Source organism: Microbacterium sp. KU4F (assembly GCF_056868075.1).
In genome coordinates this window covers 2313235-2338269 of record NZ_CP200324.1, presented here as the reverse complement: position 1 = coordinate 2338269, position 25035 = coordinate 2313235, and the positions used below count along the sequence as shown (strand labels likewise).

The 25035-nt window shown below is 70.3% G+C and carries 24 protein-coding genes; 14 read left to right on the top strand and 10 right to left on the bottom strand.

Features of this window, described 5'->3' with window-relative positions:
* Positions 1-145: 145 nt before the first annotated feature.
* The 5 genes from AC1VNH_RS11950 to AC1VNH_RS11930 all read left to right on the top strand — a co-directional run bounded on the left by AC1VNH_RS11950 (position 146) and on the right by AC1VNH_RS11930 (position 4058).
* Positions 146-1510, top strand: coding sequence for an aminomethyl transferase family protein (locus AC1VNH_RS11950; RefSeq protein WP_483111593.1), 1365 nt, complete (start codon positions 146-148; stop codon positions 1508-1510).
* 135 nt (positions 1511-1645) lie between these two features.
* Positions 1646-2527, top strand: a complete 882-nt coding sequence (locus AC1VNH_RS11945; RefSeq protein WP_483111591.1) for an IclR family transcriptional regulator — start codon at positions 1646-1648, stop codon at positions 2525-2527.
* Positions 2524-3153 carry an NAD(P)-binding domain-containing protein gene (locus tag AC1VNH_RS11940; protein ID WP_483111589.1) on the top strand — a complete coding sequence of 210 codons (630 nt, stop codon included), beginning with the start codon at positions 2524-2526 and terminating at the stop codon, positions 3151-3153. The genes AC1VNH_RS11945 and AC1VNH_RS11940 overlap by 4 nt, the downstream gene beginning before the upstream one ends.
* On the top strand, positions 3090-3296 hold the full coding sequence (locus tag AC1VNH_RS11935) for a DUF1932 domain-containing protein (protein ID WP_483112724.1): 207 nt from the start codon (positions 3090-3092) through the stop codon (positions 3294-3296). Before AC1VNH_RS11940 ends, AC1VNH_RS11935 begins: the two co-directional genes overlap by 64 nt.
* 165 nt (positions 3297-3461) lie before the next feature.
* On the top strand, positions 3462-4058 hold the full coding sequence (locus AC1VNH_RS11930) for a YdcF family protein (protein WP_483111588.1): 597 nt from the start codon (positions 3462-3464) through the stop codon (positions 4056-4058).
* Positions 4059-4200: 142 nt separating this feature from the next.
* Here the strand turns inward: AC1VNH_RS11930 and AC1VNH_RS11925 are convergent, their stop codons facing one another.
* From AC1VNH_RS11925 to AC1VNH_RS11910, 4 genes are all read right to left on the bottom strand, one after another.
* Positions 4201-4995 (bottom strand): MerR family transcriptional regulator, encoded by a 795-nt coding sequence (locus tag AC1VNH_RS11925; protein ID WP_483111587.1) that lies wholly within the window; start codon positions 4993-4995, stop codon positions 4201-4203.
* The gene (locus AC1VNH_RS11920) at positions 4988-5419 is read right to left on the bottom strand and encodes a VOC family protein (protein ID WP_483111586.1); all 432 of its coding nucleotides are present in this window, start codon (positions 5417-5419) and stop codon (positions 4988-4990) included. The genes AC1VNH_RS11925 and AC1VNH_RS11920 overlap by 8 nt, the downstream gene beginning before the upstream one ends.
* Positions 5420-5672: 253 nt before the next feature.
* Positions 5673-7304 (bottom strand): AMP-binding protein, encoded by a 1632-nt coding sequence (locus tag AC1VNH_RS11915; RefSeq protein ID WP_483111585.1) that lies wholly within the window; start codon positions 7302-7304, stop codon positions 5673-5675.
* A gap of 74 nt (positions 7305-7378) precedes the next feature.
* Positions 7379-7843, bottom strand: a complete 465-nt coding sequence (locus AC1VNH_RS11910; RefSeq protein WP_483111584.1) for a MaoC family dehydratase — start codon at positions 7841-7843, stop codon at positions 7379-7381.
* Between the two features lie 119 nt (positions 7844-7962).
* On the opposite strand from AC1VNH_RS11910, the gene AC1VNH_RS11905 reads away from it, so the two are divergent.
* The 3 genes from AC1VNH_RS11905 (at position 7963) to AC1VNH_RS11895 (ending at position 9922) form a co-directional block, all read left to right on the top strand.
* Complete coding sequence (locus tag AC1VNH_RS11905) at positions 7963-8595, top strand: Type 1 glutamine amidotransferase-like domain-containing protein (protein ID WP_483111583.1); 633 nt, start codon at positions 7963-7965, stop codon at positions 8593-8595.
* A 66-nt stretch (positions 8596-8661) separates the two neighbouring features.
* Positions 8662-9105 (top strand): MarR family winged helix-turn-helix transcriptional regulator, encoded by a 444-nt coding sequence (locus tag AC1VNH_RS11900; protein WP_483111582.1) that lies wholly within the window; start codon positions 8662-8664, stop codon positions 9103-9105.
* Positions 9106-9340: 235 nt separating this feature from the next.
* On the top strand, positions 9341-9922 hold the full coding sequence (locus AC1VNH_RS11895; RefSeq protein ID WP_483111581.1) for a hypothetical protein: 582 nt from the start codon (positions 9341-9343) through the stop codon (positions 9920-9922).
* A 276-nt stretch (positions 9923-10198) separates the two neighbouring features.
* Here the strand turns inward: AC1VNH_RS11895 and AC1VNH_RS11890 are convergent, their stop codons facing one another.
* Positions 10199-11557, bottom strand: coding sequence for an aminomethyl transferase family protein (locus tag AC1VNH_RS11890; RefSeq protein WP_483111580.1), 1359 nt, complete (start codon positions 11555-11557; stop codon positions 10199-10201).
* 130 nt (positions 11558-11687) lie between these two features.
* Here AC1VNH_RS11890 and AC1VNH_RS11885 point away from each other — a divergent pair, with 130 nt between their 5' ends.
* Positions 11688-12614: a LysR family transcriptional regulator gene (locus AC1VNH_RS11885; protein ID WP_483111578.1), complete on the top strand. Its 927-nt coding sequence runs from the start codon at positions 11688-11690 to the stop codon at positions 12612-12614.
* Between the two features lie 110 nt (positions 12615-12724).
* On the opposite strand, the gene ligM is transcribed toward AC1VNH_RS11885, so the two are convergent.
* A complete protein-coding gene (ligM, locus tag AC1VNH_RS11880) occupies positions 12725-14128 on the bottom strand; it encodes a vanillate/3-O-methylgallate O-demethylase (protein WP_243226474.1) in 1404 nt (467 codons plus the stop codon).
* Between the two features lie 210 nt (positions 14129-14338).
* Between ligM and AC1VNH_RS11875 the strand changes: the two genes are divergently transcribed.
* From AC1VNH_RS11875 to AC1VNH_RS11860, 4 genes are read left to right on the top strand one after another with little or no spacing between them, the layout of a single operon-like run.
* Positions 14339-15094 carry a PIG-L deacetylase family protein gene (locus tag AC1VNH_RS11875; RefSeq protein ID WP_344227456.1) on the top strand — a complete coding sequence of 252 codons (756 nt, stop codon included), beginning with the start codon at positions 14339-14341 and terminating at the stop codon, positions 15092-15094.
* Positions 15091-15798 carry a 4-carboxy-4-hydroxy-2-oxoadipate aldolase/oxaloacetate decarboxylase gene (locus AC1VNH_RS11870; RefSeq protein ID WP_483111576.1) on the top strand — a complete coding sequence of 236 codons (708 nt, stop codon included), beginning with the start codon at positions 15091-15093 and terminating at the stop codon, positions 15796-15798. Before AC1VNH_RS11875 ends, AC1VNH_RS11870 begins: the two co-directional genes overlap by 4 nt.
* Positions 15785-16858 carry a PrpF domain-containing protein gene (locus AC1VNH_RS11865; protein ID WP_483111575.1) on the top strand — a complete coding sequence of 358 codons (1074 nt, stop codon included), beginning with the start codon at positions 15785-15787 and terminating at the stop codon, positions 16856-16858. The genes AC1VNH_RS11870 and AC1VNH_RS11865 overlap by 14 nt, the downstream gene beginning before the upstream one ends.
* Positions 16859-16877: 19 nt before the next feature.
* Positions 16878-17894 (top strand): VOC family protein, encoded by a 1017-nt coding sequence (locus AC1VNH_RS11860; protein WP_483111574.1) that lies wholly within the window; start codon positions 16878-16880, stop codon positions 17892-17894.
* Positions 17895-18048: 154 nt separating this feature from the next.
* Here the strand turns inward: AC1VNH_RS11860 and AC1VNH_RS11855 are convergent, their stop codons facing one another.
* The 3 genes from AC1VNH_RS11855 to AC1VNH_RS11845 form a co-directional block, all read right to left on the bottom strand.
* Positions 18049-19014 carry a 5-methyltetrahydropteroyltriglutamate--homocysteine S-methyltransferase gene (locus tag AC1VNH_RS11855; protein WP_483111573.1) on the bottom strand — a complete coding sequence of 322 codons (966 nt, stop codon included), beginning with the start codon at positions 19012-19014 and terminating at the stop codon, positions 18049-18051.
* A 120-nt stretch (positions 19015-19134) separates the two neighbouring features.
* Positions 19135-21927, bottom strand: a complete 2793-nt coding sequence (locus tag AC1VNH_RS11850) for a DUF6351 family protein (RefSeq protein ID WP_483111572.1) — start codon at positions 21925-21927, stop codon at positions 19135-19137.
* Positions 21928-22040: 113 nt separating this feature from the next.
* Entirely contained in the window at positions 22041-22913 is an 873-nt protein-coding gene (locus AC1VNH_RS11845) for a PaaX family transcriptional regulator (RefSeq protein ID WP_483111571.1), read from the bottom strand.
* A gap of 130 nt (positions 22914-23043) precedes the next feature.
* Here AC1VNH_RS11845 and AC1VNH_RS11840 point away from each other — a divergent pair, with 130 nt between their 5' ends.
* On the top strand, positions 23044-24123 hold the full coding sequence (locus AC1VNH_RS11840; RefSeq protein WP_483111570.1) for a leucine-rich repeat protein: 1080 nt from the start codon (positions 23044-23046) through the stop codon (positions 24121-24123).
* A 4-nt stretch (positions 24124-24127) separates the two neighbouring features.
* Here AC1VNH_RS11840 and AC1VNH_RS11835 read toward each other — a convergent pair whose 3' ends face one another.
* Positions 24128-24895 (bottom strand): serine hydrolase, encoded by a 768-nt coding sequence (locus AC1VNH_RS11835; RefSeq protein ID WP_483111568.1) that lies wholly within the window; start codon positions 24893-24895, stop codon positions 24128-24130.
* Between the last annotated feature and the right edge of the window lie 140 nt (positions 24896-25035).

Sequence of the window (25035 nt, the reverse complement as noted above, 5' to 3'; positions counted from 1 at the left end):
ATTTTGGCGTCGAATCCGGGGCACGTTCTGATCACACTCTCTCGCGGACGGCGAGCGGCGCCGCACAGAATTCACATGAACGGAAATCCATCCCACCACCGATCCCGGCCGGCGCATGCTCGGCTCGACGAAAGGAAGGTCGACGATGACATCCGAATCCCTCGCCGCGGCGATCGAACGCACCGGAAGCCCGCTCGAGCTGCTGCGCAACCAGAACTGGCCGGCGTTCACGTTCCCGGTCGCGCCCGAGTTCACGAACTGGCGCGATGAGCAGCGCGCCTGGAACACCACGGTCGCACTGATGGACCAGTCGCATCACATGACGCAGCTGTTCCTCGGCGGCAGCGACCTCATCGAGGTGCTCTCCTCCATCTCCCCCAACACCTTCGCCACGTTCCGCCCGGGCGTGGCCAAACAGCTCATCAGCGTGAACGAGTCCGGCTACCTCGTGGGAGACGGCATCCTGTTCTACAACGAGGACGCCCCCGAGGGCCTCGTGCTCATCGGCCACCACATCCTCATCGACTGGGTCCGTTTCACCCTGGAGAAGGCCGCGGCGCAGGGCAAGGACGTGCATCAGCGCCTGGAACCGAACTCGCACATGCGGCAGGGCCCGCCCACCTTCTACCGCTACGAGCTGCAGGGCCCCGAGGCTGACCGCGTCATGGAGAAGCTCTTCGGCGGCCCGGCGCCCGACATCAAGTTCTTCCACATCGGAGACGTCACGATCGGCGGCCGCGCGGTGAAGGCGCTGCGTCACGGCATGGCCGGACAGCCGGGCTTCGAGTTCTTCGGCCCGTGGGCGGACAACGAGCACGTGCTGCAGACGATCCTGGAGGCCGGCGAGGAGTTCGGCATCCGCCGCGTCGGCGCGAAGGCCTACTCGGCGACCCCCCTCGAGTCGGGCTGGGTGCCCACGCCGTTCCCCGCCGTCTTCGACGACGACATGGCCGAGTACCGGTCGTGGCTGCCCGCGGAACGGATCGGATCGGTAGCGGGTTCCCTCACCTCGGACGACGTGCGCGACTTCTACCTGACGCCGTACGACATCGGGCTCGGCCGCTCGGTGCGCTTCGACCATGACTTCCACGGCCGCGAGGCGCTGGAGCGACACGCGGAGAACCCCCGCCGACGCAAGGTCACACTGCTGTGGAACGCCGACGACGTCGCCGCCGTCGTCCGCTCGCAGCTCGAACCGGGGACTCCGGCGAAATTCCTCGACTTCCCGAAGGCACGCTACGGGCTGTACCAGATGGACGAGGTGCGTCGGGGCGGCGAGCGCGTCGGTATCTCGACGGATGCGGGCTACATCGCCTACGACCAGCTGTACATGTCTCTCGCGACCCTCGACGCCGACATCCCCGACGGCGACGAGGTCGAGATCGTCTGGGGAGAGAACCCGATCTCCGCGAAGGACTCGGTCGATCAGCACCACCGCCAGGTGCTCGTGCGGGCGACCGTCGCCCCCGCCCCGTACCACGAGTGGGCGCGCACGGTCTATCGCGCCTGAGCGCCGGCCGTTGGCCGCGCCGGCACGACTCAGCCAGAACCACCCGGCGGACCCGGGGGGCGTCCCGCGACGCCGAGTTCTGGCTGAGTCGTGCGCCGGGCGCGCGGTAGGGTCCCGGTAGCGGGAGGAGTCGCGATGGCGCGAGGATCGGCCGGCGAGTCGGCATTGCATCGGCACCTGCGGGTGCTCGACGCCTTCGACGCCCTGCATCCGTTCCTCACACTGGGTGAGATCGCCGGCACCGCCCGCATCCCCGTGTCCACCGCGCACCGGCTGGTCTCGGAGCTGACGCAGGAGGGACTGCTCGAGCGGCTACCGGATCGCACCTACCGTCTCGGCGTGAGGCTGTGGGAGTACGCCTCACGCACCCCTGGCGCTCTGGGGCTGAGGGAGGTCGCACGTCCCTGGATCGCCGCGGCGCACGCCCGCATCCGTCAGCACGTGCAGCTCGGGGTGCGCGCCGAGCTCGACGTGCTGTTCATCGAGCGGATGTCGGCGCCGGATGCGGTCGTCAACGCGACGCTGATCGGCGGGCGCATCCCGCTCCACGCCTCCTCGAACGGGCTGGTACTGCTCGCGCACGCACCTGCCGGCGTCGTCGACGAGGTGCTGCGCAGCCCGATGCGTGCGTACACGCCGCACACGATCACGGATCCGCAGGTGCTCGGAGCCGAGCTCGCCCGCATCCGCGCCGACGGGTTCGCGGTCGCGTCCGGCCACATCCACCTCGAGTCACGGGGCATGGCGGTTCCGGTGCGCGGGCCCGAGGGCGAGGTGTATGCCGCGCTCGGCGCCGTCGTCCCCAACGACGGCGCGCCCGCCGCGGCCGTTCTCGAGACCCTGCGCGTGGCGTCTGCCGGAATCACCCGCGCCCTGCGGGCCCTCTATGGCTCGGGCCTCGATGACGCGGCCGTCGTGCACGGACCGCGTCCGGACGCGGGCGTCTCCGCGAAATCGTGGGCATACATCGCCGACCTCGCCGAGCGCGCGGATGCGGCACCGACGGTGCGCGCGTGACGCGTATCGCCGTCATCGGACTCGGGGAGGCGGGGCGCCGCTACGCCGTCGGGCTCTCACGCGCGGGCGCGGTGGTGCGCGGGTACGACCCGGATCCTCGCGAGGCCGACCCCGCTGTTCCTCGCGTGCACACCCTCGCCGAGGCGGTGACAGACGCCGAGATGACCATCAGCCTCGTGGGCACGCACGCCGCAGTGTCGGTGGCCGAGCAGGTCGCGCCGCTGCTGGAGCCGGGCGCGCTGTACGCCGACTTCAACACCGCCGCACCCGAGGTGAAAGGCGCGGTCGAGAAGATCGCCGAGCGGGCGGGTCTTCTCGTCGCGGATGTCGCCGTGCTCGCGCCGGTCACACGCGCCGGCATCCGCACATCCTTGCTCGCGAGCGGCCCGGGCGCGGCGCGCCTCGCCGAATCGCTGCGCCCGCTCGGGGTCCCGATCGACACGATCGACGCACCCGTCGGTGCCGCCGCGCGTCTGAAGATGGTGCGGAGCGTCTTCATGAAGGGCCTCGCGACCCTCCTCATCGAAACGCTCACGGCCGCGGAAGCAGCGGATGCGGCGGACTGGATGCGAGGGCAGCTCACGGCGAAGCTGGGCCCGACGCCCCCGCGCTCGTCGAACGGCTGATCTCCGGGACCCACGCGCATCGCACGCGTCGCGAGCAGGAGGTGCGCGATGCACTGGCTCTGCTGGCAGAGCTCGGCGCCCCCGACGACATGACCCGCGGCACCCTGTCGTGGTTCGAGCGCCTCGGTCGCGGCGACACCTGAGCGCGCCAACCCCCCCTCTTCCCTCTTTCCTTCTTTCCCGCGAGACTGCATCTTCGGCACGAGATCACGGGTAAACACAGTGATCTCGTGCGGGAAATGCAGTCTCGCGGGCGCGGAGGCTCCGCCTCGGGGAGGCAGGAGTGACACGCCTCCTATCCTGAAGACGTGCGCCCGTTCCGCTTCGCTCTGGCCATCGCGACGGCCGCAGCGGTTGCGGTGCTCTCCTTCGGCGAGGTGACGCATTGGTGCGCCAGCCGGCGACGCCTCGGCTCACCATCCGCGCGCGGCACGGAAGCCATCGTGGTTCTGGGCTACGGCAATCGCGGACCGCGGGCCAACCGCGAGAACCGCTACCGCGTGCGGGCAGGGCTGCGCTCGATCGACCCGACGGCGACCCGCAGCATCCTGGTGTTCTGCGGCGGGACGGTGGAAGGCCCCATCCCCGAGGCGGAGATCATGGCTGCGTACGCCCGTGACGAGCTCGGCTACCGCGGCCCCTCCGTGCTCGAGCCGACCAGCAGGTCGACGTGGCAGAACATCGAGAACGCGATCCCGTTGATCGAGGCCGCCGACGTGATCAAGATCGTGTCGAACTCGGTGCACGCGGAGCTGGCCCGCGGATACCTGTGGATGCTGCGACCCGACCTCGCCGCGCGCCTCGCCCGCGGGGCGGACTACCGCTTCGGCGAGATCGTGTGGGTGAAGCCGGTCGCCGCCGTTCTCGGCCACAGAAAGCTGCGCCGCCTCCGCTCCTTCGACTGAAACCCCTCTGCTCCCGCGAGACTGTCCCCACGCCCTCACGAGATCACGGGTAAACACAGTGATCTCGTCGCGAAAGTGCAATGTCGCGGGAACCTAGCAGGGAGGCGCGAATGTAGGGAGTGAGGGGCGCATCAGGCGCGGGTCACTCCCAGGTGGCGGTGTCGGGGTCGAGACCCTCGCTGCGGGCACGGGCGTCGATCGCCCGGCGCAACCACGCGGTGAGACCGGGGCGCACGCCGTCATAGTGCGCGGCGAAGGCGGGATCCGCCTCGTACATCCGGCCGAGGCAGACCTGCATGCTGCCGGTGAGGGGGAAGTACTGCGAGAACACCTCGCGGTGACGGTCGACGAGCGTGTCGGCGGGTTCGCTTCCCGGCTCGACGCCCGCTGCGACGGCGTCCGCCAGCTCCCCATCCAGCGCGGTGACGGTGTGCGCGATGCGCGCCCACTCGGCCGCATCCCGCTTCGCCGAGCGCTCCGCATACTGCTGCCACTGGGCGGTGTCGCCGTATCGCTCCCGCGCCTGCAGCGGCCAGCGCGGATCCCACTCGGAGCCGAACGCCTCCACCTGCTCGCGCACGGTGAGCGTGAGGCCGTTCTCGTAGGCGTCGATCAGCCGCTCGACGTCGTCGCCGCGACGCCGGAGCTCCTCGATCCGCTCCCCCAGGCGTGCGCGTTGCGTGCGCAGCACGTCGGCGGCCTCGAGCGCCGACCCGTCCAGGACGATGCGGATGTCCTCGAGACCGATCCCGAGCTCGCGGTAGACGACGATGCGCTGCAACCGCTCCATGTCGGAGCCCGCGTACCGGCGATACCCGCTGTCCTCACGCACGGAGGGCTCAGCGAGCCCGATCTCGTCCCAGTGATGCAACGTGCGCACCGTGACGCCGAGCCGGCGCGCCGCCTGCCCGACGCTGAGCTCCGTCCCGTCAGACATGCTCACCATTCTCACCTCCCTCGACGCCGATGCCCACGGCCCGCAACGCGACCCCTTCGGCGCTCTCGGGATCGAACGGCTTGGCCGCGGTGAGCGCGACCCGCACGTTCTCGGGCGTCAACACCTCGAGATCGCGCGTGTTCCACGCGGTGTCGCGCGGGCCGGTCGCCGCCTCCGCATCCACGGCACGAACCGCATCCGCGGTGCCCTCGATCTGTCCCAGCACGCAGGCGAAGCTCACCGTCATCTGAGGAGTCTGCTGCGCGGATGCGGCCGGAACGAGCAGGACGTCCTGGAACGCCCACCGCCGCAGGTGTGCGAGCTGCCCCGGAATCGCGAACAGCTCGAAGAAGCCGAGCCCGCGGGTCCAGAAGTCGACGGATGCGGCGAGATCCGCCGACGGGATCGTGACGAACATGGGCATGCCGTAGATGCCGCGGAACAGCTGGGGGCCACGGCATCCGGCCCTGGCGGGGGCACGGGGCTGATGCCGAAGGCGGGGGAGAAGTCGCTCATGTGACCACCGTGCGCCCTCACGCCGCGTGAGGGTCAAGCCGCCGGGCAGCGACCCGTGAACCCTCAGGCCCGCGAGACTGCATTTCCCGCACGAGATCACGGGTGAACACAGTGATCTCGTGCCCAAAGTGCAGTCTCGCGACCCAGGGAACGCAGGGACGTCAGTGCACGATGCGCGTCGTGCCGGTCGGAGCGTCGACGCCGCCGACGAGCGCCTGCAACCCGGCCTTGAGCCGCGGGAGGTCGATCTTGCCGTGCGGACTGCGCTCGAGGCTGTCCCGGATCACGAGGTGACGCGGCTTCTTGTACCCGGCGAGGCGGGCGTCCAGATGCGTGCGCAGGGCGTCGGCGTCGATCGCCGCCCCGCCTGCGGGAACGACGACGGCAGTCACCACCTCGCCGTAGCGCTGGTCGGGCATGCCGAACACGACGGCGTCGCCGATGGCCGGGAAGGCGAGCAGCGCCTCTTCCACCTCGGCCGGATACACCTTCTCGCCGCCCGTGTTCACGACGGAGCTTCCCCGACCGAGCAGCTCGACCGTCCCGTCGCCGTGCGCGAGGGCCCAGTCGCCGGGCATGACGTGGCGCACGCCGTCGATGACCGGGAAGGTCGCTCGCGTCTTCTCCTCGTCGCGGAAGTAGCCCTTGGGCAGCGTGCCGCGGAACGCCAGGATGCCGCGACCCCCGTCGAGGTGCTGCACCTGCTGCAGGTTCTCGTCGAGCACGACCGCACCGGGCAGCAGGCGCAGCTCGCCCGGCAGATCGGCGGAGGATGCGGTGACGTTGACGGCGTAGGGTCCGCCCTCCGTCGAAGCGAGCAGGTCGGTGATGACGATGTCGGCCCGCTCGTGGAACCGGCGCTTCACCTGGGCACTGAGCCGCATCCCCGAGCTGATGATCGAATGGACCTCGCCGAAGCCGGTGACGCCGCTGCGCTCGAGCGCCTCGACGAGCGGCAGCCCGATGGCGTCGCCGGCGATGATGACGCGTGTGGCCCGCTCGTCGAGGGCGAACCGCACGGCGGCGTCGGCGTCGAACCGCGCCGAGGGCAGGATGAGCACGGTGCCGCCGAGCACGAGGGTGTTCATCGACGCGAACAGGGCCGTGCCGTGAAGGAACGGCGCGAGCGGGAGCGTTCGGGTGGGAGGCGGGTCCGCCGCGATCGCGAGAACCTCGGCCATGGACGTCGGCACCTCGAGTCCCGCCGTGCCGTAGATGGAGTAGAGCTGCACCGAGAGGATGTCTTCGGCGGCCCAGACGACCGCCTTCGGCTTGCCGGTCGTGCCTCCGGTGTACAGGCGCAGCTCCGCCCCCTCCGGCGGGGTCGCGGGAAGCTCGTGCGGCGTGGCGACCGCATCCGTCCACGTCGTCCCGACGGCGGGCACGGGACCCGGTCCGTCGTCGATCACGATGAGCTGCGGCGCCTGTTCCCAGCCCTCGAGCGCATCGCGCACCACGTCCGCGAGCGAGGTGGGGTACACGAGCACCCTCGCACCGGAATCCTCGAGCAGCGCGCGCACCTCGACCGCGCGATAGCGGTAGTTCAGCGGGACGGGCGCGATCGCACTGGCGAAGCAGGCGAAGAGGCTCACGAGGTACTCGGGACGGTTGTAGAGGAGGATCGCGACCGAGTCCCCGGGTCGGAGCCCCGCCCGTGCGAGATACCCCGACAGGGCGCCGGCGTCGCGCGCGAACCGCTCGTAGGTCATCGTGCCCGTGGGCGTGACGACCGCCGGCCGGTCGCCGAACGCGCGCGCGACCTCCTGCCACACGTCGCTGTAGTGGCCTCTCATCCGAACCCCTTCGTCCGATGTCTCCCGCGTGGCGGCGGGGAGCCGAGCGCGGACGGCGGCGTCCGCTCGGCGCGTCAGTGGTAGTAGCGCAGCACCAGTTCCGCCACACACGCGGGCTTGGCCGCATCCTCGACCTCGAAGGTCACCGGCACCTCGATCTGCATGCCCCCGGCGACCTCGCTCGCGGTGCGCACCTCTCCCGACACGCGGATGCGGCTGCCCACGGGCACGGGGGCGGGGAAGCGTACGCGGTTCAGGCCGTAGTTGATGCCCATGCCCGCATCCTCGACCTCGAAGACCTCTGCCATGAGCGGCACCACGAGGCTCAGGGTGAGCAGTCCGTGTGCGATGCGCGTGCCGAACGGGGTCGCCGCAGCGACCTCGGCGTCGAGATGGATGGGGTTGTCGTCACCGGTCACGCGCGCGAAGAGGTCGACCTCGTCCTGCGTGATCCGCCGCCAGGACGACGGTCCGAACGTCCGGCCGGCGGAACCGGCGAGATCGGCCATGGTGAGCGAGAGTCGGGTGGATTCGGCCACGGTGTCCTCCTTGCGCATCCTTGCGCGTATTTCAGGATGCCTGAAACAGTAGAGCGTGCGCGAGTATCCGTCAACACCCGCGCACCGTGGGCGTCGGGGGCGCCGGATAGCGTCGAAGCATGAGGCTTCTCCTGCTGTCCTGGCAATCCGGGGCTCTCGCTCCCTTCCTGGCCGACGCGAGCGAAGCTACGGATCGCCGACTCACGATCGGTTACGTGACGGATGCGCAGGCCGGAATGGCCGGTGCCCCGTTCGTTGCGGCAGAGCGAGCGCGAGTCTCGGCCCTGGGCCATGAGGTGCGGGAGATCATCGCGCGCGATGTGGAGCCGGATCAGCTGGATGCGACGCTCGGCGGTCTCGACGCGCTCTACGTGGCCGGTGGCAGCACCTTCGCCCTCCTCGAGGCGCTGAAGACGACAGGCAACGACGCCGTGATCGTCGACCACGTGCGGGCCGGTCTTCCGTACATCGGGACGAGTGCCGGGTCGATCATCGCGGGCCCCGATATCGCTCCCGCGTCACTCATGGACGACCCGGCCGACGGCCCGCTGCTGCGCGACACGCGGGGCCTGGCGCTCATCGACACGACAGTCGTTCCCCATGCCGATGGGCTGCTCCCGCCGTACCCGCCGGAACTGATCGACCGCATCCTCGACACTTACGGCGTCGACCACCGCCTGCAACCGCTGCGCGACGACCAAGCGCTCCTCGTCGACGTCCGCGGCGCTCGCGTCGTCGCGTCCGGCGAGTGAGTGGGACGCACGCTGCGAGATTCCCGTCGCGGGTGCGCTAGCGTGATCGCCGCGGAGGAGGCCCGGATGTCGGCACAGCGAGGCAGTCTCGTCTACATGGTCAAGCAGCTCGAGCTCGCCCTGCGCCCCCGGTTCCTCGCCGCATGCGCGGCGGCAGGGATGACGGGCGCGCAATACACGGCGCTCACCGTGCTCCACCGGCGCCCCGGCATCAGCAGTTCCGAGCTCGCCCGCCGATCCTTCGTGCGTGCGCAGACGATGGCCGGCATCATCGACCCGCTCGTGGCCGAGGGCTTCGTGCGCCGCGAGAGCGACCCGGCGCACGGCAGGCGGATCCTGCTGTACCTGACGGATGCGGGCGCCGCCGCCCTCGCCGCCCTCGATCCGCAGATCGCGGTGGTCGAGGACCTCATGCTCGCAGACTTCGACGACGCCGAGCGCGAGACGCTGGGCGAACTCCTGCGCCGCGCCCGCCGGTCGCTCGACGAGCGAGGCCACCGCCCCGCGTGAGCGCCGCGCCCTCACGGCCCGGGCACCCGCACGGGCTGCCACTTGGCGAGTGGAGCACGGCCCTTGCAGCGCGATGCGCTGGCGTGTCTCACTTGTTCACGCATCATGGGCGATCTGCGTGCACATGTGAGACACGGACACGGACACGGCCGCGCGCGCGGAGCATGAGCGCAGAATGCGGCGCCCGCCTCATCCGTCCCACCATGCGGCGCTGAGCCCACACTATGTTGGGGCTATGCGGCTTCGCTCACTCTCGGCTCCCGTGGTGATCCTCTTGGCCTGTGTCGCGTTGACGGGGTGCGCGTCCGGCGCGACCGCAGCGGACGAAGGCGCGGAACCGGCTCCCGTCGCGACGAGCGAGTCGCCGGCGCCCTCCGCCGGAGAGGCGGCGGCCCTGGCGCAAGCCCAGGCGTGGCTGGATGCGACAAGCGTGCCGCCAGGGGCCGTTCGTCTGGAGAAGTCGCCCATCCGATTCAACTCGGGCACCACATGGCCGTGCGGCCCCTACGAAGAGCTGAGGGGCTACTGGCTGGTCCCGAACACCACGGTCGCCGCCGCCGGCAACTGGTTGCTCGGCAACCCCCCGGCCGACCTCATCACCACACACTTCTGGCCTCTGGCCGAGGATGGTCCAGGATCTGATTCGGCGATCATCGGCTACATCCCCGCGGAAGGCGCGCAGGAGGGTGTCGTCTACACGCTCGCGAAGACGGATGCCGACGTCGCCATCCGGGCTGCGGTCGCCGCCCAGACCGACACCGCCACCTGCCCGCCCCTGCCCGACGGCGGCACGTACGGAGCTCCCGGACAGGGCTGAGACACGGGGCCGCCGCTCACGGAGTTGCCCAGCGCAGCGGCCCTCCGTGTCTCACTTTTGCAGGTCAACGAGGCGCTCCGCGTGCGCGATTGAGACACGGATAGGGCACCGGATCTTGCGTGTCTCGATTGTTCACGCCTATCGGCTGATTCACGTGCACGAGTGAGACACGGATGCAGGGGATGCGGGAAGGCCCGCTCGAGCGGGAGCAGACCAGCGCGACCTGCCGCCCTGCCCGAGGGGACCTCCACGGCACGCCAGGACGCCCGCGCCCCCTCACCCCGCGCGGTAGTTCTCCCGGGCGAAGCGGGAGTAGGGCGCCGGGGCGACCGTCGCGCGGATCTCGACCTGCCGGTGCCGTTCGACGGCGGGCTTGGCCGAGTTGGGCTCCTCGCCCCACGTGAGCACCACCTCGGTCCCGGGTTCGGCGTGCGAGGCGGCGATGCTCGCGAGCGACACGAAGGCCTGCTCGTTCGTGATGTAGCCGCAGTCGTGCGAGATGCCCACATCCACGCCGTCGGCGCGCACGCTATCGACTTGATAGAGGCCGTACCGCGCCTTCGGGAAGTCGATGTACTTCGCCGGCAGTCCGTCTTCGACGAGGGAGCGCTGCGCGGCGGCGAGGTCGTCGGGGTTCCAGACGAGCGTCACCTTCACGCGCTGCTCGGCCGCTGCGTGCGCTTCGAGCGCAGCGCGGCCGATGAAGTCGTGATCGAACGCGACACTGCGCCCGTACCCGAGGTCGTAGGGCGTGAGGTAGTAGTCCTCGATGCGCTCGGAGACGAAGCTCCCGGCGAGGGAGCCGAGACGGGCGGCGGGCAGCCACGCGAGGTAGTCGTCCATCTGCGCGCCCGAGAAGATCGCGGGCAGCGGCGACGGGACCCAGGCCGACTCGAGGTTCGCGGACGAGTACGCCTTCGCCCCCACGAGCACGAGGCCGAACTCCTCGCCCGCCGCGATGATCGCTTCGCGGATGCGGGCGCCGTCCGCCCACGGCCCGAACAGCTCGAATCCGGGCTGACCGGCCATGCCGTGCCGCAGCGAGCGAACGGTGACACCGGCGATGTCGAACGTGGCCATGCCGAAGAACTTCGTGGGCGGCACGGGCGCTCCGGTCAGCTTCTCCATGAGGGCGAGCGCGTGCGGGCCCTGCAGCTCGTAGCGATAGAAGACGGGATCGACGCCGGGCTCGCGCATGAGCGTGTTGGCGTCGCGCTCGAACGTGACGTCGTAGCCGCCGGTCTCGCCGATGAACTGCACCCAGTCCAGCACCATGTACCAGCCCACGAGGTCGAACAGCTGCTCGTCGAGGTGGAACAGGATGGCGTCGCCGATGAGGTAGCCCTCGTGATTGACGGCGATGAACTGCTTCGCCGCATCCACCGGGAACCGGGCGAACGAGTTGACGCCGGTGTCGCTCAGCAGCCGCAGCGCATCCGGCCCCGAGATGAACAGGTCGGTCATGTGGTGCGACTGATCCAGCAGCGCCACGCTCTCCCGCCACGACCGCTGCTCACTGCGCCAGTTGCTGAACTCCGGCGTCACCGGGAAGATCGTCGGCTTGCTCTGCGCATTGCGGAGCAGATCCACCGCGCTCCCCGCGCGGGCGATGGCGTCGAAAGCGGATGCGGACATGTGAACTCCCTCGTTCGGACGGGCGGCCGTGCCCGCATCCACAGGTTAAGAAACCCGGAGGCATCGACGGGAGGCATCTCGATTACCCATGCTTATGCGGAGGCAAGGATGCCTCAGTCGGGAGCAGACGGTGGATCTCAACCTCATCCGCGTGTTCGTGGCGATCGCCGAGACCCGGAGTCTCACCAGCGCCGCGCGTCGCCTGTACGTCACCCAACCGGCGGTGAGCCAGGCCCTCGGGCGCTTGCGGCGGGAGCTCGACGACCCGCTGTTCCGACGCGTCGGCCGCGTGATGGAGCCCACCCCGTTGGCCGACAGCGTCTATCCGGGGTTCCGCGATGCCCTCGCCGCCGTCGACCGCACTCTCGACGGCGTGCACCGCTTCGCACCCGCCGACTCCGACCGCACGTTCCGCATCGCGCTGTCCGAGCTCGGTGAGATCGGGTGGCTCCCCGCCATCGTGCGGGCCGTGCGCGCCGAGGCCCCGCGGATGCGGATCGAGGTCGTGCCGATGGATGTGGCCGCCCTCCCCGACTGGCTGGGGCGCGGCGTCGTCGATCTCGCCGTCACGCCCTCGCATGTGCCGGGCCCGTTCGGGCGGACGGTCCTCAAGTCGCAGGGCTACGGCGTCGCGATGTCGGCCGCGCATCCGCTGGCCGACGAGCCGTTGACGCTTGACGCGTATGCCGCGGCCTCCCACGTCGCCGTCGCCAGCGACTCCGGCGCGCCCGCTCTCGCCGAGGCGCGTCGCGCGCACGGCATCGAGGTCGATGCCCGCATCGCCGTGAACCACCTCGCGTCGCTTCCGCCGCTTCTCGCGCGCAGCCGCGACCTCATCGCGACGCTGCCCGACACGATCGCGCTCGGGTGGGCGCAGACGTGGCCGCTCGTGGTGCGGCCGCTGCCGTTCGAGATGCCGCCCGTGGAGATCGCGCTCTACCGCCGGTCGAGCTCGCAGCATCCCGCCGCGCTCGACTGGCTCTTCGACACGGTGGCCCGCGCCATCCGCGGCTCCTCCGGCCGGTTCGAGGCCATCCACGGCGAGAGGACGGCCTGACATGCGCGACGCCCCCGACTCGAGAGAGTTGCGGGGGCGTCACGTGGGCGCCGAGGCACCTGAGGTTCCGGAGCGGCCCGCGCGACCGCTTCGTCGCGCGGGGCGCTCGCTCAGAGGCTTCCGGTGGTGCGCCACCCGCCCTGGTACTCGGCGCGCGCGGTGACCGCATACGGCACCGGGCTCACGACAGCGCGCACCGCGATCTGGTCGTGCGGTTCGACCGTGGTCTTCTTCGAGCCGCCGTCGGGCTCACCCCAGACGACCCGCACCTCGGCGCCCACCGGCACGTCGCGGTCGACCGTCGCGAGCGACAGTCCGCGCTTCTCGTTCGCCGTGACACCGGTGAACAGCGAGAGTCCGACGTTGTTGCCGTCGGCATCGATCACCGCGTCGTAGTTCGACGAGCCGTAGTTCGCGTTCGGGAGGTCGAAGAACTGGTAGCCCACGCCCTCGCGGTCGATGACGCTCGTGAGGATCTTGGCCAGGTCCTCGTCGTTCCAAGCGAGCGTGACCTTCTTGCGCTGCGTCTCCGGGTCGATCTTCTCGAGCGCGTCGCGGCCGATGAAGTCGTGGTCGAACTTCACGAACGAGCCGTAACCGAGCTCCCACGGGTTGAGGTAGTAGTCCTCGATGTTCTCCGAGACGAACGAGCCCGCGAGCGCGTTGATCGCCTCATAGCTGTTGGCGGGCAGCCACTCGCGATACGCGCGCTCGCCCTCTCCGGTGTAGATCGCCGGAAGCGGCGACGGGATCCACCCGGATTCGAGCGTGTTCGAGGAGTAGGCGCGCGAGCCGCAGGGTTCGATGCCGAACTCGCGCCCCGCCTCGAGCACGGCGTCGCGGATCTTCTGGTGCTGCGCGTACGGTCCCCAGATCTCGAGGCCAGGCGCGCCCGCCATCCCGTGGCGGAGGGTGCGCACCTTCTCGCCGGCGATCGTCATCTCTCCCATGTGGAAGAAGCGCACCTTTTCGAGCGGGCCGCCGTTGAGCTTCTCGATGATGTCCCAGGCGTTCGGGCCCTGGATCTGGAAGCGGTAGTAGTCGCGGTGGACGGCGGCGCCGTAGGGGCGCGAGGGCGAGCGGTCGTCGTAGCGGAACTCGACGTCGTATCCACCGGTCTCGGCGTGGAACTGCAGCCAGTTGGCGCCCGGCGCGCGGCCGACGTAGACGTACTCGTTCTCGGCCTCGTGGAAGAGGATGCCGTCGCCGATGACGCCGCCGTTGGATGCGGTCGGCACGAACTGCTTGGCGGTGTTCACCGGGAAGTTCGCGAAGGAGTTGATGCCCGTGTCGCTCAGGAGCTTGAGCGCATCCGGGCCCGACACGAAGAAGTTGACCATGTGGTGCGTCTGGTCGTAGAGCACGGCTGTCTCGCGCCACGCCTTCTGCTCCCGGCGCCAGTTGGTGAACTCGGCCGGCACGACCGGATAGATGTAGGTGCCGAGCTGCGAATCGCGCAGCATCTCGACGGTGTTTCCTCGCTCGTCCAGCAGCTCCTGCAGCGTCCGCGCCATGATTGCCTCGACTTCCTCGTCTGGGGGCCTGCCGCGATGATAGGCGGCTTTTACCTCTGCCCATAGTGGTTTCGCCGTCTCGGATTGTCAACAAAATCTTGACCATTTCGCAGGCGGTGTGCTTCGCTGAGCCCACGAATCGGCACCGGCGTCGACTCCGGACGCCTGCCGTCGCGCGTCGGCTCGACGCCGCCGAACCAAGGAGCGGATATGACTGCAGTCACCCCGGCGCTACTCGTGGTCAGCGCCCACGCGGGCGACTTCGTCTGGCGGGCCGGCGGCGCGATCGCCGCCGCCACCATGCGCGGCGAGCGCGCCACGGTGGTCTGCCTCAGCTTCGGCGAGCGCGGCGAGTCCGCGAGTCAGTGGCTGGCCGGGAAGTCGCTGGAGGAGATCAAGGAGATCCGTCGGGCCGAGGCGGAGGCGGCCGCATCCGCCCTCGGTGCCGACATCGAGTTCCTCGATCTGGGCGACTACCCGCTGCGCGAGTCGCCCGAGGCCGTCGCGCGACTGGTCGATGTCTACCGCCGCGTGCAGCCCACCGTCGTGCTCACGCATCCGCTGCACGACCCGTACAACGGAGATCACCCGGCCGCCGCGCGCATGGCGCTCGAGGCGCGGGTGCTGGCGCAGGCGATCGGTGTCGCGAACTCGGACGGGTCGTTCCCGACCAAGGAGACCATCATCGGCGCCCCGCCGGTGTTCTTCTTCGAACCGCACCAGCCCGAGCAGTGCGGCTTCGTGCCCGACGTGCTGCTGGACATCACGGCGGCGTTCGACAAGAAGCGCCAGGCGATGGAATGCCTGCCGGCGCAGAAGCACATGTGGTCGTACTACAGCGATCTGGCGGTGCGCCGCGGCGTGCAGGTCAAGCGCAACGCGGGCCCGAACCTCGGCCTCGCCCACGACACGATGGGCGAGGCGTACATGCGCTACTTCCCGCAGGTCACCGGAGTGCTCGAATGAGCCCGCACGTCGTCGTCACCGATGTCGCGCGCGAAGACGCCGACCTCGTCGACGCCTTCGCCGAGCTCGGTTCGGCGACCGTGCACGAAGCGCTCGGTCGTACCGGCTACGCCGGCAGCGCGATCCGCCCCATCCAGCAGGGTGCGGCGATCGCCGGCAGCGCCGTCACCGTGCTCACCGCTCCCGGCGACAACCTCATGGTGCATGTGGCGATCGAGCAGGCCCGCGCCGGCGACGTGATCGTCGTGGTCGCGACCGGCCCCTCGCCGTTCGGACACATCGGCGAGCTCATGGCCACGCAGATGCAGGTCAAGGGAGTACGCGGATACGTCACCTCCGCAGGCGTGCGCGACACGGCCGAACTGCGCACGATGGGCTTTCCCGCGTGGAGCCGTTACGTCTCGGCGCAGGGATGCCTGCGCGACAGCCCGGGCTCGGTCAACGTTCCGGTGGTTCTGGACGGCGTCGTCGTCGAGCCCGGCGACATCATGGTCGCCGACGATGACGGTGTGACGGTCGTTCCGCGGATGCGGGCGGCGGCCGTTCTGGATGCGGCCCGCTCCCGCGCGGCACGCGAGGCGACCAACCGCGCGAAGTACGAGGCCGGGGCCAGCTCCATGGACATCAACGGTCTGCGACCGGTCATCGCCGAACTCGGCGTCGCCTACGTGTCTCAGGCGGAGCGACGCGATGCCGACTCCTGATCCGGTACGAGACGGCATCCGCTGCCTGCTCATGCGCGGCGGCACCTCCAAGGGCGCCTTCTTCCTCGCGTCCGACCTGCCCGCCGACCCGTCCGAGCGCGACGACCTGCTGCTGCGGATCATGGGCAGCCCCGATCCGGCGCAGATCGACGGAGTGGGCGGCGCACATCCGCTGACATCGAAGGTGGCCGTCGTCGAACGCTCGAGCGAGACCGGATGCGACATCGACTACCTCTTCCTCCAGGTGGGCGTCGACGAGCCCGTCGTCGCCGATGCGCAGACGTGCGGCAACCTGCTGGCCGCGGTCGGCCCATTCGCGATCGAGCGCGGCCTCCTGACGGCGGATGCGGGTGAGACCGTCGTGCGCATCCGCCTGCTCAACACGGGCGACATCGCCGAAGCGAGGTTCGCGACGCCGGGCGGACGGGTCGACTACGACGGCGACGAGGTGATCGCGGGCGTGCCGGGAACGGCCGGCCGAATCGCCCTGACCACCCGCGGGCAGAAGCCGCTGCTTCCCACCGGATCGCCGACGGATGAGATCGCGGGCCACCGCGTGACCCTCGTCGACAACGGGATGCCGGTCGTGCTGATGGATGCGGCGGAGTTCGACGTCACCGGCGACGAGAGCCCGGAAGAGCTCGAGTCCCGCACCGAGCTCCGCGAGCGAGTCGAGACGATCCGCCGGGCGGCGGGCCCACTCTTCGGTCTGGGCGACGTCTCCGCCCAGACCGTGCCCAAGATGTTCCTGCTGTCACCGCCGCGTCGCGGCGGTGCGGTCAGCACCCGCGCGTTCATCCCCGCGCAAGTGCACCCCACGATCGGGGTGCTGATGGCCGCATCCGTCGCCGCCGGCATCCGCATCCCTGGCGCCGTCGGCTCCGCCTTCGCCGTGCTCGGCGACGGCGAGCAGACGCTGCTCGAACACCCCGGCGGCACCTTCGCCGCCACCGTCGCCGTCACCGGCGACGCCGCTTCCGGCTGGCGCGCGAGCTCGTCGTCGGTCCGCACCGCACGAAAGATCTTCGACGGGCTCGTCTTTCCCCGGCCCCGCCGCTGACTGTCAGAGAGGACACACCATGGCCACGCGCGACAACTTCGACCTCGCACACCTGGGCGGCGTCGAGCTGTTCACCCCCGTCTTCGAGGAGAGCCTGCACTTCTTCCGCGACCTGCTCGCGATGCGGGAGGTCGCCCGCATCGGCGACTCCGCGTACCTCCGCTGCTGGGACGAGTACCAGCTCTACACGCTCAAGCTCACCGCATCCGACACCAACGGCGTGGGTCGCACGCTGTTCCGCGTCACGAGCCCCGAGGCTCTGGAGCGTCGCGTCGCAGCGATCGAGGCGGCGGGCCTCGGTCACGGCTGGCGCGAGCCCGAGGTCGGCGTGGGCCGCTCGTACGAGTTCGAGGACCCGGATGGCCACCTCATGGGCATCTACTACGACACCGAGCACTACGTGCCCGACGACGAGGATCGCCCCGCCCTGAAGAACCAGGCGTCCGCGTTCCCGGGGCGAGGCGTCAACGCCCGCCGGATGGACCACATCAACTACCTCGCCAGCGACGTGACGAAGGCGGGCGAGTTCTGGCGCGACGTCATGGGCGCCCGCGAGTCCGAGCGGGTACGGCTGGACGGCGGCGGGTACGCGGCCTGGTGGTTCCGGTTCCAGCAGAAGTCGTACGACGTGGTCTACAGCGAGGACTGGACCGGCGAGCACGGCCGCTTCCACCACTTCGCGCTCGCCCCCGACACCCGCGAGGACATCCTCAAGGCCGCCGACATCTTCCTCGAGAACGGCGTGCACATCGAGTTCGGGCCCTACAAGCACGCCATCAACCAGACGTTCTTCATCTACGTGTGGGAGCCGGGCGGCAACCGCATCGAGCTCGCCAACGCCGGCGCACGCCTCATCCTCGACCCGGACTGGCCGGTCGTGGAGTGGTCGCAGGCCGAACGCGCCAAGGGTCAGGCGTGGGGCGCGAAGACCGTGCCCACCTTCCACACGCACGGCACGCCGTTCCTGGCGAACCAGGCCGAGATCGACGAGGCGGCGATGAAGGGCGAGCCCATCCCGGCACCCCAGAAGCGCTGAGTCCGCTCAGCTCCAGACGGATGCGGCGATGTCGACGACGGCCCGCACCTTCGCCCACTGCTGATCCTCGGTGAGCTCGTTGCCCTCTTCCGTGGAGGCGAACCCGCACTGCGGGCTCAGGGCGAGCTGATCGAGCGGCGCGAAGGATGCGGCCTCATCGATGCGGCGACGGATGTCGTCGGCGCTCTCCAGCTTCTCCGGTCTTCGTGGTCACGAGCCCCAGCACGACGCGCTTGTCGCCCTCGGGCAGGAACCGCAGCGGCTCGAACCCGCCCGCGCGCTCGGAGTCGTACTCGAGGAAGTACCCGTCGTACGCGGTGTTGCCCAGCAGCTGCTCGGCGACCGGCTCGTAGCCGCCGGACGAGATCCAGGTCGAGCGGAAGTTGCCGCGACAGACGTGGGTGGTCACGGTGAGGTCGGCGGGCTTGCCGTCCAGGATGCGGTTGAGCAGGTCGGCGTAGCGCTCGGCGATGCCGTCGGTGTCGATCCCGCGGGCGCGGGCCTTCTCGAGCTCGGCCTCCGAGCACAGATACGCCCACGCGGTGTCGTCGAACTGCAGGTACCGCGCGCCCGCCGCGTAGAACGCGTCCAGCGCGTCGCGGTAGGCGGTCACGAGGTCGGCCACGATCGCCTCGCGTCCGTCGTAGACGGCGGCGTCGATGTGGCCGGGCTCCAGCCGGAAGTCCAGCACGGTCGGCGCGGGGATCGTGAACTTCGGCAGCAGCCCGGTGCCCTCGGTGATCGCGGCCAGCGAGCGGTAATGGGCGAGGAAGGGGTGCGCGTTGTCGAAGCGGATCGGCCCCGTGATCTCGATGCCGCGCGGCTTGGTCTGCACGCCCTGGAACTGGATGCCGTGATCGAGCTCCACGATGTCGACGCCGCCGAGCATCCCGAAGAAGTCGAAGTGCCACCAGGAGCGACGGAACTCGCCGTCGCTCGCTACTTCCAGCCCCGCAGCGCGCTGTCGGGCGACGAGGTCGACGATCTCCGCGTCCTCGACGGCAGCCAGCTCCGCATCCGTCAGCTCGCCCGAGGCGTGGCGGCGGCGGGCGGCGGCCAGGCCCGGCGGGCGGAGGAAGCTTCCGACGATGTCGGCACGGAACGGCGCTGAAGTGCTCACGTCGCGATGCTACCGACCCGGCCCTGGATGCGGGCCACCGGCCCGGCCTGAGTTAACCCCGGTGACGTCGATCGCGGCGCAGCGGATGCGGGGAGGCGTCGAACACCTCCCCGCATCCGATCAGGAGCGCGTCTGGCCGCCGCGACGTCGCGCGACCACGACGGCGCCGGCGCCGAGCACCAGGACCCCCGCGCCCAGAGCGAGAAGCTCCCACGGAACCGTCCCGCCGGTGGCGGCCAAGGTGCCCGCAGGAACGATCGTGATGGGCACGCGCAGCGGTTCGAGATCGCCCGAGGCGATCACGAGCGTGTGCGCACCCGCGGGGATGCTCGCCGGGATCGTCGCACGGATCGTGATGCGACCCTCCGCATCCGCGGCGGGAATCCCCGCCAGCACATACGGCTCGCTGCGGATCTCGGCGGCGATGCGCTGACCCGGCGTGAGCCCCGCGACCCGCGCGACGAGGGTGCCGCCCTGCTCGAATCGACCATCACCCACGTCGACCGTCGCCCACACCGACGCGCTCGGCGACGGCGACGGCGGGTTCGAGGGAGACGGCGCCGCGGCCACCGGGGCGGTCGCGGCGGAGACACGGGATGCAGGCTGGTAGCCCTCGGCGACCACCGACACACGCACCGTGAGCGCCGCGCCCTCGTGCTCTGCCTCGGGCGTGAACGAGGCCGCCACGGCGCCCTCGATCGCGACGCCGTCGACGAACCACTGGTAGTCGAGCGTCGCGCCCGGCGTCGAGCTCTCCGCCGACACCGAGAGCTCGGCGCCCACGCGGGCCTCTCCCGCGATCACGGGCGGCTCGAGGGCCGCATCCGGCTGCGTGTCGAAGCTCTGCCAGACGCCGGCGTAGTCCACCCGGCCCTGGCTGGGCTTCGACCAGTCGCAGACACCCGTGGGGAAGGCGGCGGTCAGCCGCTCCCACTGCCCGTCCGTCATGACGGGATAGTCCGCGCGCACCGGCTCCGCCAGCTGGCACTTCAGGACGTCGCGGGAGAGGGATTCCCCCGCGACGTAGCGAGGCTCCGAGTGGTAGGGGAACAACTGGTTGCAGGTGCTCTGCGTGTTCTCGTAGTCGAGCTGCTCCGAGACGAATCCGTCATCGGTGTAGCACCCGTCCCCGAGACCGGCCGGGCGCGCGGCGACCGTCCGCGCCCGGTCGCCGAAGCCGCCCAACGCGACGATGTTGTCCAGCCACTCCTCCAGCTTGTCGAGACCCGCGGTGTACATCGCGCTCGCATACCCCGCGTCCTTGCTCGTCCAGCTGACGTGGGTGTCCGCGTTGCCGTAGGCGTCGAGCATCCGCTCACGGATGATCGCGGAGCGGTACCGCTCGTGGAAGTCGCCCGTCGGATCGGTGTAGCGACGCATCTCGATCACCGGCGTGTAGGCGAGCCCGCCGGTCATGAGGTTGATGCGGCCCGTGCGGTATGCCTGCTCGATGGCCTCGACGCTCGCCTCGGACCGCGCCGCGGTGCGCGTGCCATCCACATCCATCCCGCCGGCGTTCTCGTTGAGGGTGACGAACTGCTCGGGCGAGATCGCGCCCGACTGAAGCGCCGCCAGACCGTACTGCACTCCCACGTTGTCGGGGACGACACGCAGCCCGCGGCCCTGGTCGTCGACACCGTAGACGTTCTGCACCATGTCGGCGATCGTGCACCGCAGTCCGTCGGGGTTGGCCTCCGACCAGCGGTCGCCGACCGGAACGGCGGCGTTGCAGCCGGCACGCGGGTTGTCGACACCGGTGAACCAGGTGAAGCCGGTGCAGGTGAACAGCTGGGCGTGACCCGTGACGGCAAGCTTCTGCGCGTCCGTCCATCCGGACCCCGCGGGCGAACCCCAGAACCCGAGCAGGTTGGTGCAGTCGTGTCCGGCGACGGTCGTGGTGCGCTCGTCCGGGTAACCGATGTCGCCCATGACGCCGTCGATGATGCCGGGATAGTTGTTGGCCAGCAGGAGTTGCTGCATGGTGCCGGCCGAACCGCCCGAACCGATCGTGTAGGTGACGGGCCCCACCTGCTCGATCACGTGTTCCTTGACCATCATCGCGGTCTCCGCGCTCGTGACGTCGTTGCAGTTCTGCGCGAACACGTTGAAGGTCGCCGAGGCGACGATGTAGCCGCGCGAGAGCAGCATGTCGTTTTCGACGCCGCCCGTGCTCGAGCCCTGCCAATAGCCCACGCCGCAGGCGCCGCCGAAGGTGTAGGCGAGCTTTCCGTTCCAGCCGGCCGCACGCGCGGCATACGTGGGCGCGGGGTCGGCGGGCCCGGCGAGCATCGCCGTCTCGTAGACCGCACGGTTGATGGTGCCGCGCTCGAGCCGAACAACGTAGGGGACGGTGCGACCCTCGACGGTCGCGGTGGCGACGTCGCCGGGCGTCGAACCGTCGGTGGGATAGTCGGCCCAGGCTCCGCCCGTGGTGCGGTAACGGAAGCTGACGCGCGCCTCTGCGACGTGACAGTTCTCGTCCGTGGGCCCGAGGTTCCACGGCGCCCCGGCTGCGGTGCAGTACATCGGATGCTGGGGACCGGAGAAGACCGGGCCGGAAGCGGGATGGTTCTGGATCTCGAGAGTCTCGGAGCTCGAGGCCGATCGCGCCGTCACCTCGCTCGTCCCCAGGGGCAGATCCTCGATGAGTCCGATGAGACGTCCGTTCACGGCGGTGAAGGAGGCGGTGACGTCACGCCCGTCCGCGGTCACGACCGTGGCCTCGTCCGCGCCGTCCACCGCGATGAGCGCGTCGCCTCCTGTCACGATATCCGCGCGACCGGAGAGCACGGTGAGCGAGAGGTCGTCCGCGGCGGCGGCCGATCCGAGCGGAACGGCGAGCGCCGCCACCACTCCGATCGCGGCAGCGGCGGACGCGAGCATCCTCGCGCGAGGTCGTCGATGTCTGAGCATGCAAGATCCTCCGATGTGACGTCATCGTCATGGGGATGCCTCGTTGCGCCCCCTCGGGGATGAGAGTAGAAGTAATTGTTACGAGCGTCAATGAATCTTTACATAAGGCGCACTCAGGAAAGCCGCTGCGGGCGGACCATGCGAGCCAGCGCCGGCTCGATGGCCGCGACGTGTTCCCGCATCCGTTCCTCCGCCGCAGGTCCGAGAGCGTCGTACACGGCGACGAAGGCCTCGCGTGCGCGTTCGCGCGGCCAAGACGCGGGCATGAGGCGCATCGGATGACCGGGTTCCGCATGACGGAACGATTGCCAGGCCAGCATGAGCGAGGTACGTCGCTCGAGTGCCGCCGCGGGCGCGAGCTCCCGCCCGCTGTCGCCGATCCGCATGAGGAACTCGGCGTAGTCCCCCTCCACCTCGGACAGGTCCCACGCGCGCGTCGGACTGTCGCCCGGCGCTGTGGCCAGCACTCCCCGGAAGGTGGAGACCTGCCCGACCCCGAGCCGGCCCAGGGCGTCCACCGCAGCGTCGACGGAATCGAAGGGCGAGATCCACACGCCGTCGTAAAGGGGGGCGTACCCCAGCCAGCGCAGCCGGGTGCGGGCGGCATGACGCAGAGGGCGCTCCTTCTCGGGGATCGAGAAGAGCACGGCGCTCCACAGACCGTCCCACGCCGGATCCTCCCGGCCGAAACGCTGCAGCCACTGAGCTTCATCGGCCAGCACCGACGCGCCGCGATCGGTGAGGGCGTGACTCGTGCGCCTCCCCGACTTGCTCAGGATGAGAAGGTCACGGTCGGTCAGCCGCGTCAAGCTCGCCCGCGTCGCGGGCGCCTTCACTCCGAGATCCGCCATCGCGGCCAGCAACGCACCGGTCGGCATCGGCGCGTCCACCCCCCACCAGTAGTCCCCGAAGAGGGTGAGGATCTGATGCGCCGGCGACCGCTTGCGGCCGATGCTCACGGTCGGCGCCTGTCGGGTGTCGCTCACCGCCCCATTCTCGCAGCGCGCATCCCGCGATTCGCGTGGCCACGAGGCGGCGGTCGCTGCCGAGGCCGCCGGAAGTGAGGGCGAGTCAGTTCTGGTCGCCCTCCGGCCCCCGCGCCGATAGCGTCCAGCCATGCCCGACACACAACGCCCTGCTTCGCGGCGCCTGCGGCGCGCACTCCAGACAGTGGGTGCCGGCGCCGTGGCCGCCGCACTGCTGCTCGCCGCGGCGCCCGCCGCATCCGCCGCCGACACCGAGGTCGACGGGCTGACGTACGCGCTGGCCATCGACACCGCGACGGTCACCGGGCAGGTGGTACCGACCTCGACCGTCACCATCCCGCGGCAGATCACCGTCGACGGCGTCACCTACACCGTCACGGCCGTGGGCGACAGCGCTTTCGACCGTACGGGCGGCACGGCGCTGACCTCGCTCAGCCTGCCGGATTCGCTCACCGACATCGGCGCCGCGGCCTTCCAGAGCAACGCCCTCACGTCGCTGGTGCTGCCCGCGTCCGTGCGCAGCATCGGCGATCAGGCGTTCGCGCTCAACGCCCTGAGCACTGTGACGTTCGCCGAAGGACTCACCGGCATCGGCACCCTCGCCTTCACGCAGAACCAGCTGGAGCACGTGACGCTGCCCTCCACCGTCACGGACCTCGGCTTCGCACCCTTCGGCGACAACCCGCTCACGGTCCTCGAGCTGCTCGGTCCGCCACCCACCACCTTCGGCACGATCGCGAACACGCCGCCGGCGAGCGCGCTCTACCCGTGGCGATTCGGCGAGGCGCGCTTCGCGGGGGGCTACACCGAGCCGACGTGGAACGACCTGCCCACCGCCGCGGTGGCCACCGTCGTCTTCGACAGCGCCGGAGGCAGTGCGGTCGGCGCGCAGTCGGTCGTGCTGGATGCGGGCGCCACCGCGACGCGCCCCGCCGATCCCGTCCGCGACGGCTTCACCTTCAGCGGCTGGCGTGCCGGGGGCGCCGCCTACGACTTCGCCACGCCCCTCGCGGGCGATCTGACCCTCACCGCGGAGTGGGCCGTGGCGCCCAGCCCCACGCCGGTCCCCGCCCCGGTGTCCGCTCCCGGCGTCACGGAGCTCGCGCACAGCGGCGTCGACCCGCTCCCCTTCGCGTTCGCAGGAGCAGGGCTCCTGGGCGCAGGCGCGATCGCTGCCCTGCTCGCGCGACGCGCGCGCAGGCACGGGTGAGCGGTCAGTACACGTACTCCATGAGCTCGACACCGAGCACGCGGAAGGCGTCGTGCACCCGCAACCGGTGCGCGATGGACAGGTCGTCGAAGCAGACGAACAGCGCATAGGCCACGCCGGCACGGGGTCCGGCCAGCACTCCCGCCTCGGTGCGGATGCCGGATGCCCGCCCGGTCTTGTTCACGAACAGCAGCCCGTGCTCGTCGTTGTCGTGGGCGAACGGATCGAGCCCGGTGGCGGCGGCGACGAGCGAAAGGTCGTGGCCGTGACTCAGCCACTCGGCGACCTGCGCACTGACCCCGGCGCTGACCGCCGTGCTGTTCACGAGCTCCGCGAAGAGGTGGGCGTATTCGCGGGCCGCACCGAGCGCCACGTGGGGCGCATCGTCGGGGCCGCGCGTATCGCGGAAGCTGTCCATCAGAGCGGAGCGGGTGAGCCCCAGCTGCTCGACGCGGGCGCGCACCGCCGGAAGCCCCACCCGAGACATGAGCGCGTTGGCCGCGAGAGCGTCGCCCGACGACGCGGCGAGCAACGCCACATCGATGAGCGGCAGCGCGGGCGCCTTCAGATGCTGCCAGACACCCGATACCGCGACGGGTTCGATGCCGGCGCGATCGATGATCTCCAGCGGATCCAGGGTTCCCGCCTCGAACTGCGCGGCCGTCTCCACGAGCAGGGGCACGACGCCGAGGCCCGCGATCGGCAGGCTGCGGAAGTCGTCGCCGGCGAGCACCGCCGAACCGAGGTCGAGGTCATCGATCCGCACCGACACCTGCGCTCCCGACGCCGCGAGCGCGTCGAGGGCTTTCAGGGTGGAAGTGAACGAACGCCGACCCGCGGCGGCGCGGCGCGGAAGGCGCTTCGCTCCCCGCCGCGAAGGCGGCGCCGATTCCGTTCCGCGAGAGGCCTCGG

Bases quoted from the DNA above. Each gene is read 5' to 3' on its own strand.
- ligM (WP_243226474.1), bottom strand. From the start codon at position 14,128: ATGGCGCGGACGCTGCAGGAGCTGCTGGACGAGCGAGGAAACACCGTC.
- AC1VNH_RS11925 (WP_483111587.1), bottom strand. From the start codon at position 4,995: ATGTCTGACGGGACGGAGCTCAGCGTCGGGCAGGCGGCGCGCCGGCTC.
- AC1VNH_RS11900 (WP_483111582.1), top strand. From the start codon at position 8,662: ATGTCGGCACAGCGAGGCAGTCTCGTCTACATGGTCAAGCAGCTCGAG.
- AC1VNH_RS11950 (WP_483111593.1), top strand. From the start codon at position 146: ATGACATCCGAATCCCTCGCCGCGGCGATCGAACGCACCGGAAGCCCG.
- AC1VNH_RS11895 (WP_483111581.1), top strand. From the start codon at position 9,341: ATGCGGCTTCGCTCACTCTCGGCTCCCGTGGTGATCCTCTTGGCCTGT.
- AC1VNH_RS11870 (WP_483111576.1), top strand. From the start codon at position 15,091: ATGAGCCCGCACGTCGTCGTCACCGATGTCGCGCGCGAAGACGCCGAC.
- AC1VNH_RS11850 (WP_483111572.1), bottom strand. From the start codon at position 21,927: ATGCTCAGACATCGACGACCTCGCGCGAGGATGCTCGCGTCCGCCGCT.
- AC1VNH_RS11945 (WP_483111591.1), top strand. From the start codon at position 1,646: ATGGCGCGAGGATCGGCCGGCGAGTCGGCATTGCATCGGCACCTGCGG.
- AC1VNH_RS11920 (WP_483111586.1), bottom strand. From the start codon at position 5,419: ATGCCCATGTTCGTCACGATCCCGTCGGCGGATCTCGCCGCATCCGTC.
- AC1VNH_RS11915 (WP_483111585.1), bottom strand. From the start codon at position 7,304: ATGAGAGGCCACTACAGCGACGTGTGGCAGGAGGTCGCGCGCGCGTTC.
- AC1VNH_RS11840 (WP_483111570.1), top strand. From the start codon at position 23,044: ATGCCCGACACACAACGCCCTGCTTCGCGGCGCCTGCGGCGCGCACTC.
- AC1VNH_RS11865 (WP_483111575.1), top strand. From the start codon at position 15,785: ATGCCGACTCCTGATCCGGTACGAGACGGCATCCGCTGCCTGCTCATG.
- AC1VNH_RS11905 (WP_483111583.1), top strand. From the start codon at position 7,963: ATGAGGCTTCTCCTGCTGTCCTGGCAATCCGGGGCTCTCGCTCCCTTC.
- AC1VNH_RS11890 (WP_483111580.1), bottom strand. From the start codon at position 11,557: ATGTCCGCATCCGCTTTCGACGCCATCGCCCGCGCGGGGAGCGCGGTG.
- AC1VNH_RS11875 (WP_344227456.1), top strand. From the start codon at position 14,339: ATGACTGCAGTCACCCCGGCGCTACTCGTGGTCAGCGCCCACGCGGGC.
- AC1VNH_RS11860 (WP_483111574.1), top strand. From the start codon at position 16,878: ATGGCCACGCGCGACAACTTCGACCTCGCACACCTGGGCGGCGTCGAG.